The 16,509-nt window shown below is 40.7% G+C and carries 14 protein-coding genes; 8 read left to right on the top strand and 6 right to left on the bottom strand.

The window, feature by feature from the left end; genetic code table 11:
* Position 1: 1 nt before the first annotated feature.
* The 7 genes from B3394_RS02355 (at position 2) to B3394_RS02325 (ending at position 12,334) form a co-directional block, all read left to right on the top strand.
* Positions 2-2,200 (top strand): hypothetical protein, encoded by a 2,199-nt coding sequence (locus B3394_RS02355; protein ID WP_286912583.1) that lies wholly within the window; start codon positions 2-4, stop codon positions 2,198-2,200.
* Positions 2,193-5,750: a hypothetical protein gene (locus B3394_RS02350; RefSeq protein WP_286912580.1), complete on the top strand. Its 3,558-nt coding sequence runs from the start codon at positions 2,193-2,195 to the stop codon at positions 5,748-5,750. Before B3394_RS02355 ends, B3394_RS02350 begins: the two co-directional genes overlap by 8 nt.
* A 10-nt stretch (positions 5,751-5,760) precedes the next feature.
* Positions 5,761-7,557 (top strand): hypothetical protein, encoded by a 1,797-nt coding sequence (locus tag B3394_RS02345; RefSeq protein WP_286912578.1) that lies wholly within the window; start codon positions 5,761-5,763, stop codon positions 7,555-7,557.
* A 23-nt stretch (positions 7,558-7,580) separates the two neighbouring features.
* Positions 7,581-9,623: a hypothetical protein gene (locus B3394_RS02340; protein WP_286912576.1), complete on the top strand. Its 2,043-nt coding sequence runs from the start codon at positions 7,581-7,583 to the stop codon at positions 9,621-9,623.
* 29 nt (positions 9,624-9,652) lie between these two features.
* Positions 9,653-10,546, top strand: a complete 894-nt coding sequence (locus B3394_RS02335; protein WP_286912571.1) for a tail fiber domain-containing protein — start codon at positions 9,653-9,655, stop codon at positions 10,544-10,546.
* A 117-nt stretch (positions 10,547-10,663) separates the two neighbouring features.
* Positions 10,664-11,179, top strand: coding sequence for a phage tail protein (locus B3394_RS02330; protein WP_286912570.1), 516 nt, complete (start codon positions 10,664-10,666; stop codon positions 11,177-11,179).
* Between the two features lie 168 nt (positions 11,180-11,347).
* Entirely contained in the window at positions 11,348-12,334 is a 987-nt protein-coding gene (locus B3394_RS02325; RefSeq protein WP_177735148.1) for an SH3 domain-containing protein, read from the top strand.
* A 42-nt stretch (positions 12,335-12,376) separates the two neighbouring features.
* Here the strand turns inward: B3394_RS02325 and B3394_RS02320 are convergent, their stop codons facing one another.
* From B3394_RS02320 to B3394_RS02295, 6 genes are all read right to left on the bottom strand, one after another.
* Complete coding sequence (locus B3394_RS02320) at positions 12,377-13,303, bottom strand: hypothetical protein (RefSeq protein ID WP_286912568.1); 927 nt, start codon at positions 13,301-13,303, stop codon at positions 12,377-12,379.
* A gap of 69 nt (positions 13,304-13,372) precedes the next feature.
* Entirely contained in the window at positions 13,373-13,666 is a 294-nt protein-coding gene (locus B3394_RS02315; RefSeq protein WP_286912564.1) for a type II toxin-antitoxin system RelE/ParE family toxin, read from the bottom strand.
* Positions 13,659-13,907, bottom strand: coding sequence for a type II toxin-antitoxin system ParD family antitoxin (locus B3394_RS02310; protein ID WP_286912559.1), 249 nt, complete (start codon positions 13,905-13,907; stop codon positions 13,659-13,661). The genes B3394_RS02315 and B3394_RS02310 overlap by 8 nt, the downstream gene beginning before the upstream one ends.
* Before the next feature lie 201 nt (positions 13,908-14,108).
* Positions 14,109-14,711, bottom strand: coding sequence for a hypothetical protein (locus B3394_RS02305; protein WP_286912557.1), 603 nt, complete (start codon positions 14,709-14,711; stop codon positions 14,109-14,111).
* Positions 14,712-14,748: 37 nt separating this feature from the next.
* Positions 14,749-15,102: a hypothetical protein gene (locus B3394_RS02300; protein ID WP_286912555.1), complete on the bottom strand. Its 354-nt coding sequence runs from the start codon at positions 15,100-15,102 to the stop codon at positions 14,749-14,751.
* Between the two features lie 253 nt (positions 15,103-15,355).
* The gene (locus B3394_RS02295; RefSeq protein ID WP_286912553.1) at positions 15,356-15,766 is read right to left on the bottom strand and encodes a hypothetical protein; all 411 of its coding nucleotides are present in this window, start codon (positions 15,764-15,766) and stop codon (positions 15,356-15,358) included.
* A gap of 183 nt (positions 15,767-15,949) precedes the next feature.
* Here B3394_RS02295 and B3394_RS02290 point away from each other — a divergent pair, with 183 nt between their 5' ends.
* Complete coding sequence (locus B3394_RS02290; protein WP_286912550.1) at positions 15,950-16,495, top strand: hypothetical protein; 546 nt, start codon at positions 15,950-15,952, stop codon at positions 16,493-16,495.
* Positions 16,496-16,509: the final 14 nt, after the last annotated feature.

Below are 16,509 nucleotides of genomic sequence, written 5' to 3'. Positions count from 1 at the left end.
AATGAGCGAGAATACGAAAATAGTGCAATGTTTTTTACCGGCTATGGTTGCCGGAAAATATACTACGGAAGTCAGTCAGCGGGTTATAAAAGACAAGGCAAGCATTCAGGATATTAAAAAAACATTCGATTTTGGTGTCGATGCGGCCCGGTTTACACTTAATCCGAATGATATTTATTCCGTTTATCCGCCGGCCAATAAATCGGGAAACTATTCGGAATCATTGCCCCATTTGGTATTTACCCGGCGGACATTGCCATGGGAGCGTACTCTGGACGGAAAGCTTCCGGTTTTCCAGCGGGCATCAACCCCGGAAAACAAGCGTAATCCACAGGAATCACCACCGGTTCCCTGGATGGCATTACTGCTTTTTGACGAGGAAGAAATGAAAGGCTTGCCGATTAGTAAAAATACCATTGCTGCCGTTATCCAGCCGAATCTTTCCGATGGCATTATCCGCCCGGAAATTTTTGACGCTAAGGCGGCCGGAAAAGAGGGATTAAAACTAATGGAATGGGAAAAAACGACCGATGGTTGTTTTACAATGGACCTGACAAAAGAACAATTTGAACACTATATTCCGTCCATGAAAAGTCTTTCCCTGCTGGCACATGCCAAAGAGGTAAGCATTGATAATAAGGACAAAGAAGGAATTACAGATATAAATACCGACGGAACCGGCGTTTTTGCGGTTATCGTCGGAAATCGCCTGCCGGCAAAAGGAAAGCAGCATACCGCCATTCTGGTATCGCTGGAAGGATATACCGACTATTTAAAAGGCACCAGTTCAAAAAAGAACATTCCGGACGATCATAAAGCCCGGCTGGTTGTACTGGCCAGCTGGAATTTCAGCGATTCGGGAAGTTCCAGCTTTTCGCAGCTGGCAGACGGACTGGAGTTGAAGAGTATCAAAATTCAGCGGGGCAACGAAGCTCCGGAACTGGTATCGTATTTTGATTCGGGTTATGTCCCGCTGGAACATGTAACACGAACCGGTGCGGGTACGATTTCCTGGTACCATGGTCCGTTTGTACCGAAACTATTTCCGGCAACTTCAAAGTGTATTTCATTTGCCTCATCCGATGCGGCATTGCGATATGATAAAACCACCGGTTTTTTTGATATTTCCTTTGCGGCAGCCTGGCAATTGGGGCGTATACTAGCTTTACAGAACCAGGAGTTTTCCAAAGCCATTCTGAATTGGCGTATGGCACAAAATCAACTGGAAGCCGAAAAGTTAAGAAACAATACGCTAAATGCCATTTTGGAAGATGACAGTGAAACAGCTGCAAAAGATAAAGTAATTCGTTATCTGGGTAAATTACATGCGGTAGAAACGACAGTACCGGCAGAAAAAATCACCGATTTACCGACAACTGTACCGCAGGAGGTGAAACACTTTTTAGGCAATTTGTACAAATTAAACGGAATCCCGTTTTCGTATATCGTTCCCCATGAATTGCTTCTGGAAAAAGAGCATCAGAAAAATACGGGAACCTATACCGGAACACTTTCCCTGTTTTATGTCGATCCGAACTGGATAGAAGCCTTGCTGGACGGTGCGCTTAGCATTGGCAGGATCCATAAAAGTGATGCCTTACTGGAACAGGCGGTGAACGGTAATTTTATAGACGGTTATCAGACGCAGTCAATCGATATCAGCAGTGAAACAATCACAAGAAAAGGACGACGACTCAATACCACCGGATTCCTGCTTCGGTCGGATCTTGTTTCCGGTTGGCGCGGACTGGAAATTACGGCTTTTGATGCCGGTGGTCAGCTGCTTCCCGCTCTGCGTTTTGAACGTATCGATTCGGATATCTTCCTGGGTATTTTTGACGGTAACATTGCCGGCATCACGATAAAACAGCCTTATGAAGGATTGCATTTCGGTATCAAAAACAATAGTGCTTATATCAAAAATCTAAAAAATGAAGACGGTACCAATCAGGAAATAACAGATGGTACGGCAGATGTTAACGCCGAATTAAATGACGGACTGATTCAAAACGGTGTTATCGATATAGCTGGTTTAGCCGGTGTGATGCAGGAAAAATTAACCGCTAAACACTGGATGAATACAACCGGTGAAAGCAAAGGGATCTATTTTACATCGGCAGAATTCGCCTATCAGATGATCGACAGTCCGGTAAAAAAGAGTATAACAATTAATATCCTAAATACCGATAGCCATGCATAATACTTCCAGACTTTTGGTACCCATGTATATGGAAGCCCTGGCATTGGGGAGCGATAAAAACGATTGCATGGATCTGGGTCCGCAATTGCAACAATACAATCAGAGTATTCTGGGGAATGTTTTACAACCGGATACGAACAAAACAATATCGCTTAAAAAAGGAATACACCTGCATTGGACCTTACCCAAGGCATTAAAACACGCTTTTATAAACGAAGGGGAAGACGTGCAGTTTCCGTATACACCTAACCGGTGGATGGTTATCCGGATCCGGACGGACAAAGGGATAAAAAGTATGGAATCCCGCATGTGGATCGTTAAAAGTGATGAAAAAAATAGAATCAAAAGCAATAAACCCATACCAAACTGGGTCACGATACAGAATGACAAGCTGGATTTCGGCAATCTCGGAAAGGTTGTCGAATGGTCTGAAGCTTATGAGGACACTGTAACACCACCCGTTTTAACCGGTGTAGGCGCAGTGAACCCGTATTTTGCTTCCTTGTATCAGAGTAGCAAAAATGTTTTTGCGTTCCACGATGATATGGCCGACATCGATTCCGATTGTACGGTTACGTATGTGGTTACCGGCTGGTATAATGATCCTGCCGCAGATCCGCTGGCACCATTCGATTTTGACGAAGCAAAGGCAACAAGCGAACAGATCCGTCAAAAAAGAACACAGGATTGGTTTAAACAACAATGGAAATGCGATCAGGAAACCTATCCGGAATCCTGTTTACTGCATGCGTCCATCCATAGTATTCAGTGGAACAGCGCGCTAAAAAGCGGCGTTCCGGACGGAGCGGTACAGGTTTATGCCGGCAATACGGCTATTGAATCGCTAAGCGCTCAGATTATCAAAAGCAGTGCGATTGAAAAACCGGGTGTGGAAACCCTGTTAAATGCCCTGCAATACCAGTTTCTGGAAGACAGCAAAAATGAACCGGGCCTGAAATCCATTCAGACAGAAATTCATAAAAGAGGCTTTACGCCTAAAAACAGGAGCTCAGTCTGGGAGATCACCCGGGTTGAAGCGGCCGATTCAGCATTGGAAAACAAGCAGGACGACAGACCGCATTTTCCTGAAAACAGTGCTGTTCTACAAGAACTGAATGAACTGAATACAACTCAGATTAGCTGTAATAAGATCAAACAGGAGATAGTAAGCCTGCAACAGGAATACTATTTCCTGTGGTACAAACAGGCATATAAAACAGTGAATGATTATACGGTTCCCAACTTTGATTATAATACTTCCAGGGAAATTATACTGGATTTGCTTGTCAGTAAAAAAGTGGAAGCAGATGTACTGGAACGGGAAATCCAGCATCTTGTTTCGGGCTTAAGACAATATAAAGAATTCGCAGCAACAAATCCGGAATTTGAACTAAAGGAAACTCTGGAAGACCGTTTTTGGGAGCCTAATGATCCCGTTTTGCTGTTTTGCGGATCGGGTATCGGAAATACCGAAAAACCGGCTTTTCAGGCCACCGATAAAGAAATCAACTGCAGGCAGGAAGACCAGTTGCTTACGAAGCTTTATCTGAACGTTCCTTATAACGATACCAGCATTCCGGTAACGATACCGGCTGCCCTGATTAACGTTCCGGGAGTAAATGCATTGCAGCATCCCAAATTGCCTTTTGCCGCTATAAAAGCATTGGTGTCTGAAACACTTTTACTGGATCATTCGCTTTCACTGGATATTGCGCTGCAAGCCTATATTGAAGCACAATTGGGAGAAGGAAAAGACAAGACCAGTGCGGTTATCAGGGCTTTTAGCCAACAAGTAACAGCCGTACAGGATAAACCGGATTACAGGGAAAAAGAAAAGGCACACGAACGTTTTGCCATTATCCGATGGGAACAGGCATGGACACCGTTGTTTATGGTTTGGGATATTGTTTATACGTCCAATAATCCGGATATAAAGGATCTGGACCTTGTGGAAGATACAGCAAAATGGAAACTGGAAGAAGGGCTGTATTTTAAAAAACAAGCTGCGAAAGAGCAGGGAGCGCCTGTTGCGATTAGCGGCATAAGTCCGTTTTCCAATTCGGTTTTTGCGAACCTGAAAAAGACGGTTCCGGAAGCTATTGTGTATAAATACGGAGAATTAAATCTCATTGCACAGGCATTGAGTGGTTTGCATAAAAATTTACTGATGCAGCGAACCGATATTCAGTTACCGCCCTTTCAGTATAGCAGTGATCCGGATTATAATTTTAATACGGAATATCAGCTTGACCGGAACGAGTTAAATGTGATCGGGGAAGACGGCTATAAGCTGGGTTGCGATCCCGGGAATATAAACGGAACGGATGCTGCTGTTTTTAATCCGTTGCGTTCGGGAACACTGAAAATAAAAAACCTTTCGATAGTGGATGCTTTCGGTCAGGTAAAAAAAGTAATCGTCGAAAACGATACGAATAGTACAGATATAACCTGTTCGGCTACCCTACAAGGTAGTGAAAAAGAATCGGATATGATCATTCCGTTACCGCCAAGGATCATTCAGCCTTCCCGTTTGCAGTTCAATTGGTTAAACACGAGTGACAGTATTATTTATCAGGATACCGGAAAAATGGACAGTCCGGTTTTGGGATGGCTTGTTCCCAATTATCTGGATAATAGTATATTGGTTTATGACGGGGACGGCAATGAAGTGGTTGTTCTGCAAATAGCATCGGATCTTACCGGAAATAAAGGACTTAAATTAATTAAACAACCTTTTCCGGGTGGAAATGGAATACCGGAACTCACTGCAAATCCGCAGCTGAAAAAACTGCTGGAGGTTCTCAATAGCGGGAGCAGGGTTTCGGGCATTATGGATCTGGCCTATAAAGTGAGCATGCATGCCATCGGGAATGCGGCCTTGCAGAATACAACATCGGCCTTGTTATACGGTCAGCCTTTGGCTTTAGTGCGTTGTTCGGTAGGTTTGGAATCGTTGGGACTTCCGTACTATGACCAGCGTTGGAGTCAATCCGGGAAAGAAGATACCGGGAATATAGAAACCGTCAAATTCCCGCTTACAATAGGGGATTACGATATGGAAAAGAATGGCGTGATCGGTTATTTTACCGATGCGGAAACGGATGTATTTCACACTGTTGCGAATGCACCGGAATTTAATTTCAGCGATTCGGATTCCTTTTTTACTAAGAATACGACATTAAAAATAAACCTGAATCAGGAGCCGGTAAAAGCAACTTTACTGCTGTATCCTTCGGCCGGGGTACATTTGGCAACCGGGATTCTGCCCACAAAGTTTGTGGCATTATTTAACCATAATTCGGAGCGTTTGTTATCGCAACTGGACATTGGTTTCCGGGTAGCCCCTTTTATAGCCGAAAAAGTGGCTCCCGATATTCCGATACCGGCCGGGATTAATGCCAACTGGAAATGGACCCATAAGTCGGATGTGATAACCTGGCAGAATGATGAAGCTTTGGCCGAAGGAAAAAACAAGCAGGTTTCCGGTTTTAAAAAACAACAGGTTTACGAAGGATGGCTGCGGCTAAGCAATTTAAAAACGAATAATTAAAACATAAAATATGGGATATGTAACTACAGGCAGCAGTAATTCGGTCACGAATAGGGAAGCGCTGGCGTTGGATATAATGATCGCTCAGGAGGAAAAAAAGGCCATCTTACTGATGGGGGTTTTTACGGTTGAAAATTTGGATACACTGGTCGCGGCAGCCGATTTAAAAAAGCTGAGTTGTGAGCTATGGGCCAAAACGGACGACGGAAATAAAACAACGACTTTTCCCGTGAAAATCTGTGAGTTTTTATACGATAACAATAACCTGGGCAAACGGACCTATAACTTTCCGAGAGATTATAGCGATGCCTATACCTATCTGATCGTAAAAATAAGAGCGGTAAAATGTACGGTTACGACACCATCGGCGACTTTACAACTAAGCTTTAAAGATAAAAACGTTGCCACCGATCCGAAACCGCTGGTGTCACTTCCTTTTACAGTGATCGCAGAAGAGGCCAAACCGGAAATTAACGGGTTTGAATCGGATAAAACAGTGGTACAGCGCAACGCACCGGTTACTTTATCCTGGAATGTTAAAGGCTCCCAGTATATTTTAAGGGAAGGTCTGGAAGAATTAAAACGAGGTACTGCCGAAACGGATTACCATACCATAGCCAATATTGCTAACGGGGATCATTCGTATACCTTAGAAGTACAGAAGGGGACTGTTTCCATCACCAAAACGATATTGGTCCGGGCGTTAGGGGAATCAAAATTATATTCCAATGCGAACCCGACCGGAGCGTTTGCGGCCTATAAAATCGGCAATTTTTGTGCGGCTCAGGATGCATCCTATCTGTATAGTGTAATGTTGAAAACCGAAAATAAAAAAACGCAGATCGATCATATCGGCTATACGAATACGAATGAAGGTTTTTCGGAGAACTGGCATAGAATAATACTTTCCGATGAGGAGAAAAACAAACTGAAACCTTTTGCTACGGCTCCTTTATTGCACATGAAAAGTGCGGGAGAATTATACGGACGCCTGTTTTTTATCGGCGGCAGCTATATTAAACCGATGGAGTCCGGTAATGCCGTTGCCATTGTTAATATGGATGCCGAAACCGGTTCCAGAGTAATGGTTGTCGAAAATCGACCGTGGGCTTCCCGTACGGGGCATTCCTGTGCGATTTTCCCTCATGGTGATCAGGATAAAATCTGGCTGATGGGTGGTGTGGACGAATGGGGTGCTGCATTAAACGATATCTGGGTATCGGGTGATGGTAAAGTATGGGATAACATCGGCGCAAACGGAAATGTGAATCCGGACAAAACCAGTACTGTAAAAATGCCGTGGAAATCAAGATGTCTTAGTGGTGTTGCCACTGAACTGGATGCCAACGGAAGTAAAAAAGCCTTATGGATGGGCGGTGGTTTTTCCGAAATAGGCGGGACGGAAACCCCGGATATCTGGAAATGGGACAAAAATAACTGGACTTTGATCACACCATTGACCATCAATAATAATTCGTATTTGTCTTCCGGTTTGTCCTTTTTAGGTAAGGATACGATAGACAGCACGGGAATTTTTTTATTGGGAGGTTATCAGGAACAGGAAAACAAAAAGAAATATTTTTACAGAGTAACCTTAAACAATGGTAAATATGGCAGCAATCAGATGGATACGGCTGCCGGTGTGGACAGTTTTGCCACAACAAAACAGTCCAAGATTGTAACGGGCTTTTTTAAAGGCTGTTTATGGTATATGGTCTTTACCAACGAAGGTGATCTGGGGATTACCTATTCTGACTTGTTTTACTGGGTACCGGTGGCAACGGGTCAGACTTTAATTTTAACATAGTTTACCAACTTAAAAGAACGATTATGAATAAAATAGGGTATAGCTACGTGCTTTTGTTGCTGTTACTGCTAACGAAATCGCAGGCACTGTTTGCGCAATCCAGGTACACCGCTTTATTGCCGGAAATTGATAAGGCAGTACCGGCAGAAAGTAACAGCGATTTACGGGTTGCGGCAGATGACAAAGGAAACGAAACCAATAAGTCATTTTTTAAATTTGACTTTAGAAATTTGCCGGCTAGCGCAAAGATTGAAACCTTGAATCTGAAATTATATAACAGGCCGAATGTTAATATGTCTGATTTTTTGGTGCAGCTGATAACGGCTTTACGAGGTACAAACGAATGGACCGGAAGTGAAACGAGTTTAACCGACCCGAAATTAAGCTGGGCGATTTTAAAAAATAATACAGAAGGACCGATAGGTCGCGCCGAGATGCGGAAGAGTACAACAGCCATAACGATGAAACTCAAATTGCCGGGTGCCCTTAAACCGGTTACGGATTTTCTGCCGGACGGTATTTTATCCCTGGCAACACGATCGCCGGAAAAAGGGCAGGATACCCGGTTTTTCTCTTCCATAACAGCCGAAACGCCTTTCAATTTTTCCAAAAAACCGAAATTACAGGTGTCTTACGAAATTGATCCGTATCCGTTTCGGGAAGACTGGGCGCAGCCTTTTGGAAATGCACAGCACAATAGTTTGCTAAACTGGAAGAGCAATGCTGTTGTTCAGGAAGCGCAAATCCGTACACTTCCTTATGGTGGCGGGTATCTACAGGAAATCGGTCCTACCGGAGCTCTTGCCATCTATAAAAATCTGCCGGTAGTGTTTACACAGGCAACTTCGGGAACATCGGCAGTCTTTTATGTAAAGCAACTGGATTCGAAAGGAAATGTTTTATGGCAGCAAGGAGTTGACGATGTGGCAAAATCATGGCCATTGATTGATGAACAGGGGCGTTTATATTATATTTCCAAATCCGGAAAACTGAGCATATTGGATTTAAACAATGCCGGAAATATACTGTTCAGTAAATCCCTTTCGGAGATTACGAACAAACAGTTGTCAACCATCAACAATAATGCGGCTATAGGATATGACGGGACGCTTTACCTGCCATCGGATACCGGTATTGTTGCGCTTTCGGCTTATCCGCAATGTAAAATACGTTGGAAATACGAACCGAAGGCCAATGAAATTAACGGTCCGGTTTCACTAAGTCCGGATGAAAGCAAAGCTTTTTTTATAGCGGTTGATACCCAGCAAAAAAAGAGCCGCCTGGTCGTACTGGATAATATGGACGGAAGTATAACAGCCACATCCGATTATGTTTTGGACGGCTATCAGAACGATACTAATTTTTATATTCCGGCACCGGTTGTCCGGGATAATGCTAAGGTTTTTGTGCTTAATGGTTTTGACAACGGTAACAAACTCTTTGTATTTGATATTGACGATAAAGGCGGTATTGCCCAAACGCAGTTTATAGCATCCGGAAGTTCCGTCAATACAGGGATTTCCCAGCCGGTAGTTGATGCCGGATCGAATGTCTTTTTTGTTTTCAACTCAAAATTAGCAAAGTATAATGCGGATTTGAATAAAGCTGAGGTTTTCGAAAAATCGGCAGCTTTGGATAATGCTTCGGTATTGCTGACAAATGCTTCGTCCCATATTTATGCGACAGATCCTTACAGTACGCCAAAAATGATACTGGGATTTCAAAACGATACAGAAAACCCGAATGCCTTTGCAGTAGCTGTCGATACGGCTATTGGCAATACAAAGAAAAATATAGTCCTGGCTCCGGACGGAACGCTTTATACGGTTACGGCTACGAATCTGATAGCGGTTACCGCGGCTAAAGTTGCTGCAAACGATATCATTATCAGTCAGACGGATTTAAAAACGAATACCGTTTATCGTGCCACGAATAGCATTACGGTCGAAGGCATTACGGTGGCGCCTTCTGTAAATACCATTCTTAATTCCGGCGGAAGTATTTCTTTTAAACCGGGATTTACCGTGACCAAAGGAGCACAACTCAATTGTAAAACAGCTAATTAATACAACGCTTATCTAAATATATACCTACCATGAAAAAAAATTATCGGTTATCAGGAATCCTACTCTTTATCCTTTCGAATCCATTATATGCACAAAGTACAGATGCCATGAAAATTCTTCCGAACGGAAACGTTGGTATCGGCACATCTACGCCCACACAAGCCAGATTGGTCGTTTCCGGAGAACAAAGCTCTAATATGGGCGGCATTTTTGTCTACGGTTACAGAAGTTCCAAAGTTATGGACTCGGGGACTGTGAAAAATTCGATATATGCGACAGACGGTGTAACCGCGCAACAGTTTAATGTGGTTTCAGACGCGCGTATCAAAAAGATATTGGGTGTGAGCAACAATGCCAATGACCTTGATATTCTTTCAAAAATTGTTATCACGGATTATAAAATGATCGATTCGGTTCAAAGAGGCAGTCAGGTGTATAAAAAAGTGATCGCTCAGCAGGTGAAGCAAGTATATCCGCTGGCTGTGGCTACTAAACAGACCGAGATTATTCCGAATATTTATCAGTTAAGTACCATTCAAAACGGATGGATACCGGTCAACACAAAAGACCTTGCGGTTGGTGATAAAATCAAACTGGTTTTTAGCGGAGATGCAATACTAACCGATATTTTAGCGATTAACAAAGATAGAATCCGCGTTAATTGTACCAAAGAAGGAAGTGTTTTTGTGTACGGAAAAGAGGTTCATGATTTTCATTCTGTGGATTACGAAGCGATTGCGATGCTTAATGTAAGTGCTACTCAGGCATTATTAAAGCGTATCGAAATGCTGGAAAATAAGAATATCAATCTGGTTCAAACGGTAAGCAAACTGGAAAAAGAACAGCTAAAAACAAACGATCGCCTGAAAGCAATAGAACAGTTGCTATTACCGGTAGTGGCGGAAAACGAAACTGTAAGATAATAAGAAGCAAGAGGCGAGAAGCAAAAAGCAAGAGGCAAGAAGCAAGAAGCAAGAAGCAAGAGGCAAAAAGCAAGAGGCAAAAAGCAAGAGGACCATTAACAACCTAAAAACGATACTATGACAATTACAGATTTTACACAGGTTCCGTTGGGAACAATATTACCATTTGTATTTAATGATTCTTTAATACCGGATGGCTGGTTAAAATGTGATGGCAGTGAAATACCGGAAAAATATAAAACCTTAAGAGAATTGTTAAAGGGATATACCCCTAATTTTGCAGGGAGAACATTAATTGGTGGCGGAATTTCGAATGATGGCAGGCAGTCCGATGGGACCTCTCCTAATTTTGGGGCTACAACAAGATGGCCTTTAGGGAAAACAGGTGGAGAGTTTCAGCACAAATTAACGGTTGGTGAAATGCCAAAACACGGGCATACTATAAACGGAGGTGATTTTGGATTGCACCATAGAAGTTTTGAAGGTAATGGTGGTTCCGATATACCATTTAAAACGGAAGCGGGAGATGGTAGAAAATTGCGCGGTGTTGATACTGAAGGTGGCGACGGATTCCATAATACCATGCAGCCGTATTATGTGATTAATTATATCATTTATGCAGGAAGTGAGTAAAGAGTAAAGAGTAAAGAGTAAAGAATGGGGATATTATGCCCCATTTTTGCTTCGTTACCATACTGGTCAAAGATAATCGGGGACTAAAAATCACGTATTTTTTCGTATTGACCGGTAAAGGCTAAGTTGTTAATTTAGATAGTCTTAAGAGATCAAAAAAGCTGTGCTATGGAAGCAAAATACGGATTTACCAAAATGACCGTTGCAGAATTTGAAACCTGGATTTCAAATCTGAGAGTCGGACGGACTATTTTAAAAATTCAACAACATCATACTTATGTTCCCGGTTATATTCATTTTACGGGAAACAATCATTTTGACCGGCAATTAGCGATGAAGAACTATCATGTCAATCAAAACGGATGGCAGGATATCGGGCAGCATTTTACTATTTTTCCGGACGGAACGGTTGTGACCGGCAGAAGTATGGAAAAGTCACCAGCCTGTATTACAAACCAGAATGCGAATGCGATTTGTATCGAGAATTTCGGAAACTTTGATCATAATGCCGATGTGATGACGAATCTGCAAAAGGATGCGATTATCGCGATTACTGCGGCTTTATGTAAACGGTTTAATCTTCCGGTTAATTCCAATACAATAGTCTATCACCATTGGTTTCGTTTGGATAACGGTGTCCGGAACAATGGAACCGGAAACAATAAATCGTGCCCGGGAGCCAACTTTTTTGGCGGCAATAAAGTACCCGATTTCGAAAACCATTTTGCCCCTTTGGTAAGAGCAAAACTAGGCAGCCATCCGATTAAAACCGACAGCAGTGCTATCCGGAAATATGTATACGTAACGGCTAACAGTCTTAATGTGCGTACGCAGCCGGATGCCGGAAGCCCTAAAGCCGCTGATCGTCCCGGTATTCCTTTGGGAGCTGTTTTGCGTGTGTATGAAGAAAAAGACGGCTGGCTGAAAATATCCAATACCCAATCCCACTGGGTTGCGGCCAGATATACGGTTGCGGTGAAAAGAGCCACCGTAAATGCTACGATTTTAAATGTGAGAACCGGTCCCGGTACCAACTTCCCTAAAATTGACCGGATTGAAAAAGACGAAGAAGTTTTTGTTTTTGAAGAAGTAAACGGCTGGTGTAAAACTGACCTCGGTGAAAAGTGGGTGACCCGATCTTATTTGAATTTTTAAAGGTAAATATAAATCAGTCTGCCGGATCCAAAAACCGTGTTCTCAGGAGTTTTCCCAACTTTTCATATTAAATGGTGTCTGTATTGAGCTCGGTTTTAGGGAATTCAGGTCATGCAATAGTTCCAGATCAGTATAGTCAACGGAACCGTCGGCGGCTATTTTTGAAGCATATAATTTCCCTTCCTTAGTAGCAATTATTCTGTTGCTATTATCAATGTCTGCCCATGTAATGTCTTTGAGTTTTGTTTTCCCGTCCTTTCTTCCCAGATAAAACAGATCCACGTTTTTGCGTTGTTCAGGATGGTAAAAGGTGATCATATACAAAGCAGCACTATTGGTGATTGGTTTTTTCCAAAGTTTCGGAACGATAGGTTCTATACTTTTCGGGTCTGCTTTCGACCAGCTATCACTGACTACAGTTAATTGTTCCGTTTCTTTTTGAATAAAACCAGGATCATTTTGTTCTGTCCATCCGTTCATTTCCAACCGATGTTCGTGTAATAAATTGACATGTCCTTTCCGTAGCGAATATTCTTTTTGTGTTCGAAATGTAGAAACGTGAAGGTGAGACGGTACGGGATATTTTTCAAGTACCTGCGCGGAACCTAAATTGAGCAATACCGTTTTTTCGTCAGCGAATAATCCGCCTCCGGTGTCAAAAAGTGCATCGCCGTGTTCCCAAACGGTAAGCGCGGTCCAGAATGGCGGTTTACTAATGATTGTTCTGCTGTTTCCGTATTCAAAATTATCGACAAAGTAAATCAGGTAGTTTCCGGAAGGCGAGACATCACAATTTCGCATCGGTACTTTTTTATTGATCCATTGCCCGGGTTCCAGCGTGTCGTTATCCAAATTCCAGACACTCATCTGAATCCAATCGGTAGGCCCGCGTCTAAAAACAATGGCATTATTCGTTATTCTTGATTTCAGAAAGAAAATCCTTGCGCTGATACTACTTGAGTGATTCAATTTGAAATGATTTTTTTGTTTTTCTATTTTTTAGTTGATTAAGCAACCTGCAGTCTCGTCAAACCATTGTTATAGGTGGTTTTTCATGTCCATCATACCGTGTGAAATTCTAATAACTTCGATTTCTCTTTCTGTCACAATTCTGTGAAAAATTACATGTTGTCCGGTTTTATAACCTAAAACATTTCTTTCTACTACATCATATGATTTTCCTTGATTTGGCTTACTCGCTAATTCCTGAAAGGAATCTATAATTAAGGAATAATAAATTTCTGCTTGATTTTCTGACCATGTTTCTACGGTGTAATTCCAAATGTCACCCAAGTCTTCTACAGCTTTATTGGTCAAGTAAAATTTAGCCATTCTTCTTTTTTGACTTTAAAGTTTTCAGATGCTTTTTAGGATCAAAGTTTTCGGCGCGTCCACTTTCAATTCCTTCTTGAATGGCATTTCTTAAAACAGTAATTCTGTTTTCTTCTTCTTCTAATAGCCTAAGTCCGGCTCTAACAACTTCACTTGCGTTGCTAAAGCGCCCTTTCGAAACAGTTGATTCAATAAAACTTTCGAAATGAGGACCTAATGATATAGATGTGTTTCGTTCCATGGTTGTTTCTTTTTGATAAAGTTACCGAAATTTGGTAATCATACTTTTTTAACCTTAAGTTATAGAAAAATTAGCTGTAATGGTTTGTGGCCTGGCGAAGTAGTGAAACCAGCGAATCGGTTAATTTCTGTTAAAGATAGCGCTTTTTCGGGAAGAGAGAACGTAAACTGCCCATTTCGTAATCATTTGTTAGCCACAGTTTTATCGCCAAGCTGTTACCTTATAATTGCTATAATTCAAATCCATATCTTTCATTCTGTTGTTCAGACTAATTATACCGTCCCTCAGATAACCTTCCTGTTCTTCTTTTGATAGCTGGTAGTAAACGTCTAGACCGATTCCTATATTTTTACTGATTGAAATGGCATAGGTTAAGTCGGGGTTTTTATAGATCATATAATCCATGCCTTTATAGTCAATTACAATTGGATGAGCAGGTATAATGGTTTCCATGTCGATTAAATCTTTTCTGATAACCCGATATCTTTTTTGGGCTCCATGTCCGCCTAATTCTAAATAATAAAAGAAAACAGTATTGCATTTTTGACATTGAAAAATTTCACAACCGTAATACGGGTAACGGTCTAATTGAATTTTAGCATCCTGTCCCCAATATTGGGAATCCCATTGTTTTTCGCTTGTCTGAATTGCAATTTGTCCAATCTTCGTTAAGCTCGTTTTCAATTCTTCCGTTTCGTTATGCCACTCCAAAAAATCGGTATGACCACCACAGGAATCATCAACTTTTGTTGAGGTCAAAAAATGTAAAAGTTTCTGGTCGTTAATTTCAAATGCTGTTTCCATAAAATAGTGGCTTATGTTTCGATGTTTCGTGAAGTAGTTATTTTTCCCACTCGTAAAATTGCCCTGAATCCCATTTATAAAAGTTGCTGATTACGTCAAAAAACGCTTGCCTTGTTGGATTGGCAGGTAATACTTGTTTCGGGAATATTCTATTTAAAAAAACAGTATAGTCGTTAACCAGTACTTCAAAGTCTTCTTCGCTTAGTTTTTCAATATCCGCAACACTATCCGGAAAAGCGTTACTTGCTATTTCATCCCGTACATTTTCACGGTTTGGTCCGCTCCAATGATCACCATTCGTTTCCCAAATCGTAATGATTCCTAATAATTGTAGCGGATCTTCAGCAATAAAATCCCGGTTTTCTTTTATCGCCCGTACCGTAAAGGTCATCACTTTGGTCGGGATATAAAAATATTTTGTAGCCTTTGGATTTTATAATCCGTAATGCCGAATTATAGGTATTTGCTTCTGCCGATAATCTGAAACTTTCATTTGAATCCATATTTCCGATATTGATAAAATTGTTTTTGTTTCTAACGTTTGAGGTTTAAAAACGATGCGTCAATTTACAAAATATTTGTTGTGAAACAGGATACCCGAAAACCCGAAGGATTAAACAGTAATGATTTATATTGCTGTCAATTTATTTAGAGTAATCAAAAACGTTTATATATTTTTCCAGAACCGGATCCTGTATCAGTTCACAAACATATTCAAAGATACTTTTCATTAGCTCCGATTCATTTGTATTTGCATAATAGCTATCCTGAAGAACGAGATGGATGGAAACAGTATCTTGCAGACTGATTTTTCTAATGATACCATCATTAATTGTTATGCCTTCGGGGACGGATGGAGTAGTATAACATGCTTTTATAAGGTCAGCAATTTTGATTATCGTTTGATTGTCTTCAATTTTTTTATGCCAGGACCTACCGTTTTCCTGGAAGTATTCCGATTTCGATAGGATCACGATCAGGTTATAGTGATTGTCATTTTTTTTGATTTCGATGTCAAGTTCGCCTGCAAGAGCATTTATGTTTATTTTAATCATGGTTGATCTTTGTTTGCTGTTAACAGAAAAAGTATTGGCAAAATACTAATTGATTACCAATTTTTGCTATCAATTTTATTTATGTAATTGTCTGGTATATAACAGAAATCTTTAATAAGTTCTATTTTTGTAAATACTTTAGTAATAAATTTCCTTATCCTTAAAACATTTTATAGAATCATCATGTCTTTTTATATTGAAAAAACAACGAAATGTTTACTCTGTGCAGCATTGATAGATAATTTCAAAGAATCTGTATTATTACCTCACATAATTGCTGATCAGAGTTCACCTCTTAATTATTATGTGAAAAATTATGTTCATCGTAAATGTTTTGATACTTGGAGTAAACATGATGAGTTTGTTCAAAGTTCATTTAATTTAGGAGAAAGAATGATACAAGGAGGCTGTTATGAAAATGTAATTCTGTATGATAAATATTTTATAATTGACTATAAAAAACAAGAAAACGTTTATCATATTAGAGATTTTTACTCAATATTTGAAATAAATATAAATATCGAACAAGCAAAAAAAGCATATAATTTTTTTGAAAAAGCATGTGTGGGAGATAACACTAAATTGGAGTTTGGAAATATCGTGTTCAATGTAAAAAACAGAGATGTTTTGGTTACTGATTACGATGGGGGTAAAATTAATGATGAAATTACAATACCCCATTTCCGAATCAATGATTACATAACAGCTCTAAAATATATATTACAATAAAAGGAGTATAAAAT

This window comes from Flavobacterium sp. UBA4197 (genome assembly GCF_002379575.1).
Taxonomy (GTDB): Bacteria; Bacteroidota; Bacteroidia; order Flavobacteriales; family Flavobacteriaceae; genus Flavobacterium; species Flavobacterium inviolabile.
The sequence above is the reverse complement of the archived record's forward strand: the minus strand, read 5'-3'. Positions and strand labels throughout refer to the sequence as shown.

Coding starts and splice junctions, on each gene's coding strand:
- B3394_RS02355 (WP_286912583.1), top strand. CDS start 2: ATGAGCGAGAATACGAAAATAGTGCAATGTTTTTTACCGGCTATGGTT.
- B3394_RS02350 (WP_286912580.1), top strand. CDS start 2,193: ATGCATAATACTTCCAGACTTTTGGTACCCATGTATATGGAAGCCCTG.
- B3394_RS02345 (WP_286912578.1), top strand. CDS start 5,761: ATGGGATATGTAACTACAGGCAGCAGTAATTCGGTCACGAATAGGGAA.
- B3394_RS02340 (WP_286912576.1), top strand. CDS start 7,581: ATGAATAAAATAGGGTATAGCTACGTGCTTTTGTTGCTGTTACTGCTA.
- B3394_RS02335 (WP_286912571.1), top strand. CDS start 9,653: ATGAAAAAAAATTATCGGTTATCAGGAATCCTACTCTTTATCCTTTCG.
- B3394_RS02330 (WP_286912570.1), top strand. CDS start 10,664: ATGACAATTACAGATTTTACACAGGTTCCGTTGGGAACAATATTACCA.
- B3394_RS02325 (WP_177735148.1), top strand. CDS start 11,348: ATGGAAGCAAAATACGGATTTACCAAAATGACCGTTGCAGAATTTGAA.
- B3394_RS02315 (WP_286912564.1), bottom strand. CDS start 13,666: ATGGCTAAATTTTACTTGACCAATAAAGCTGTAGAAGACTTGGGTGAC.
- B3394_RS02310 (WP_286912559.1), bottom strand. CDS start 13,907: ATGGAACGAAACACATCTATATCATTAGGTCCTCATTTCGAAAGTTTT.
- B3394_RS02305 (WP_286912557.1), bottom strand. CDS start 14,711: ATGGAAACAGCATTTGAAATTAACGACCAGAAACTTTTACATTTTTTG.
- B3394_RS02300 (WP_286912555.1), bottom strand. CDS start 15,102: ATGACCTTTACGGTACGGGCGATAAAAGAAAACCGGGATTTTATTGCT.
- B3394_RS02295 (WP_286912553.1), bottom strand. CDS start 15,766: ATGATTAAAATAAACATAAATGCTCTTGCAGGCGAACTTGACATCGAA.
- B3394_RS02290 (WP_286912550.1), top strand. CDS start 15,950: ATGTCTTTTTATATTGAAAAAACAACGAAATGTTTACTCTGTGCAGCA.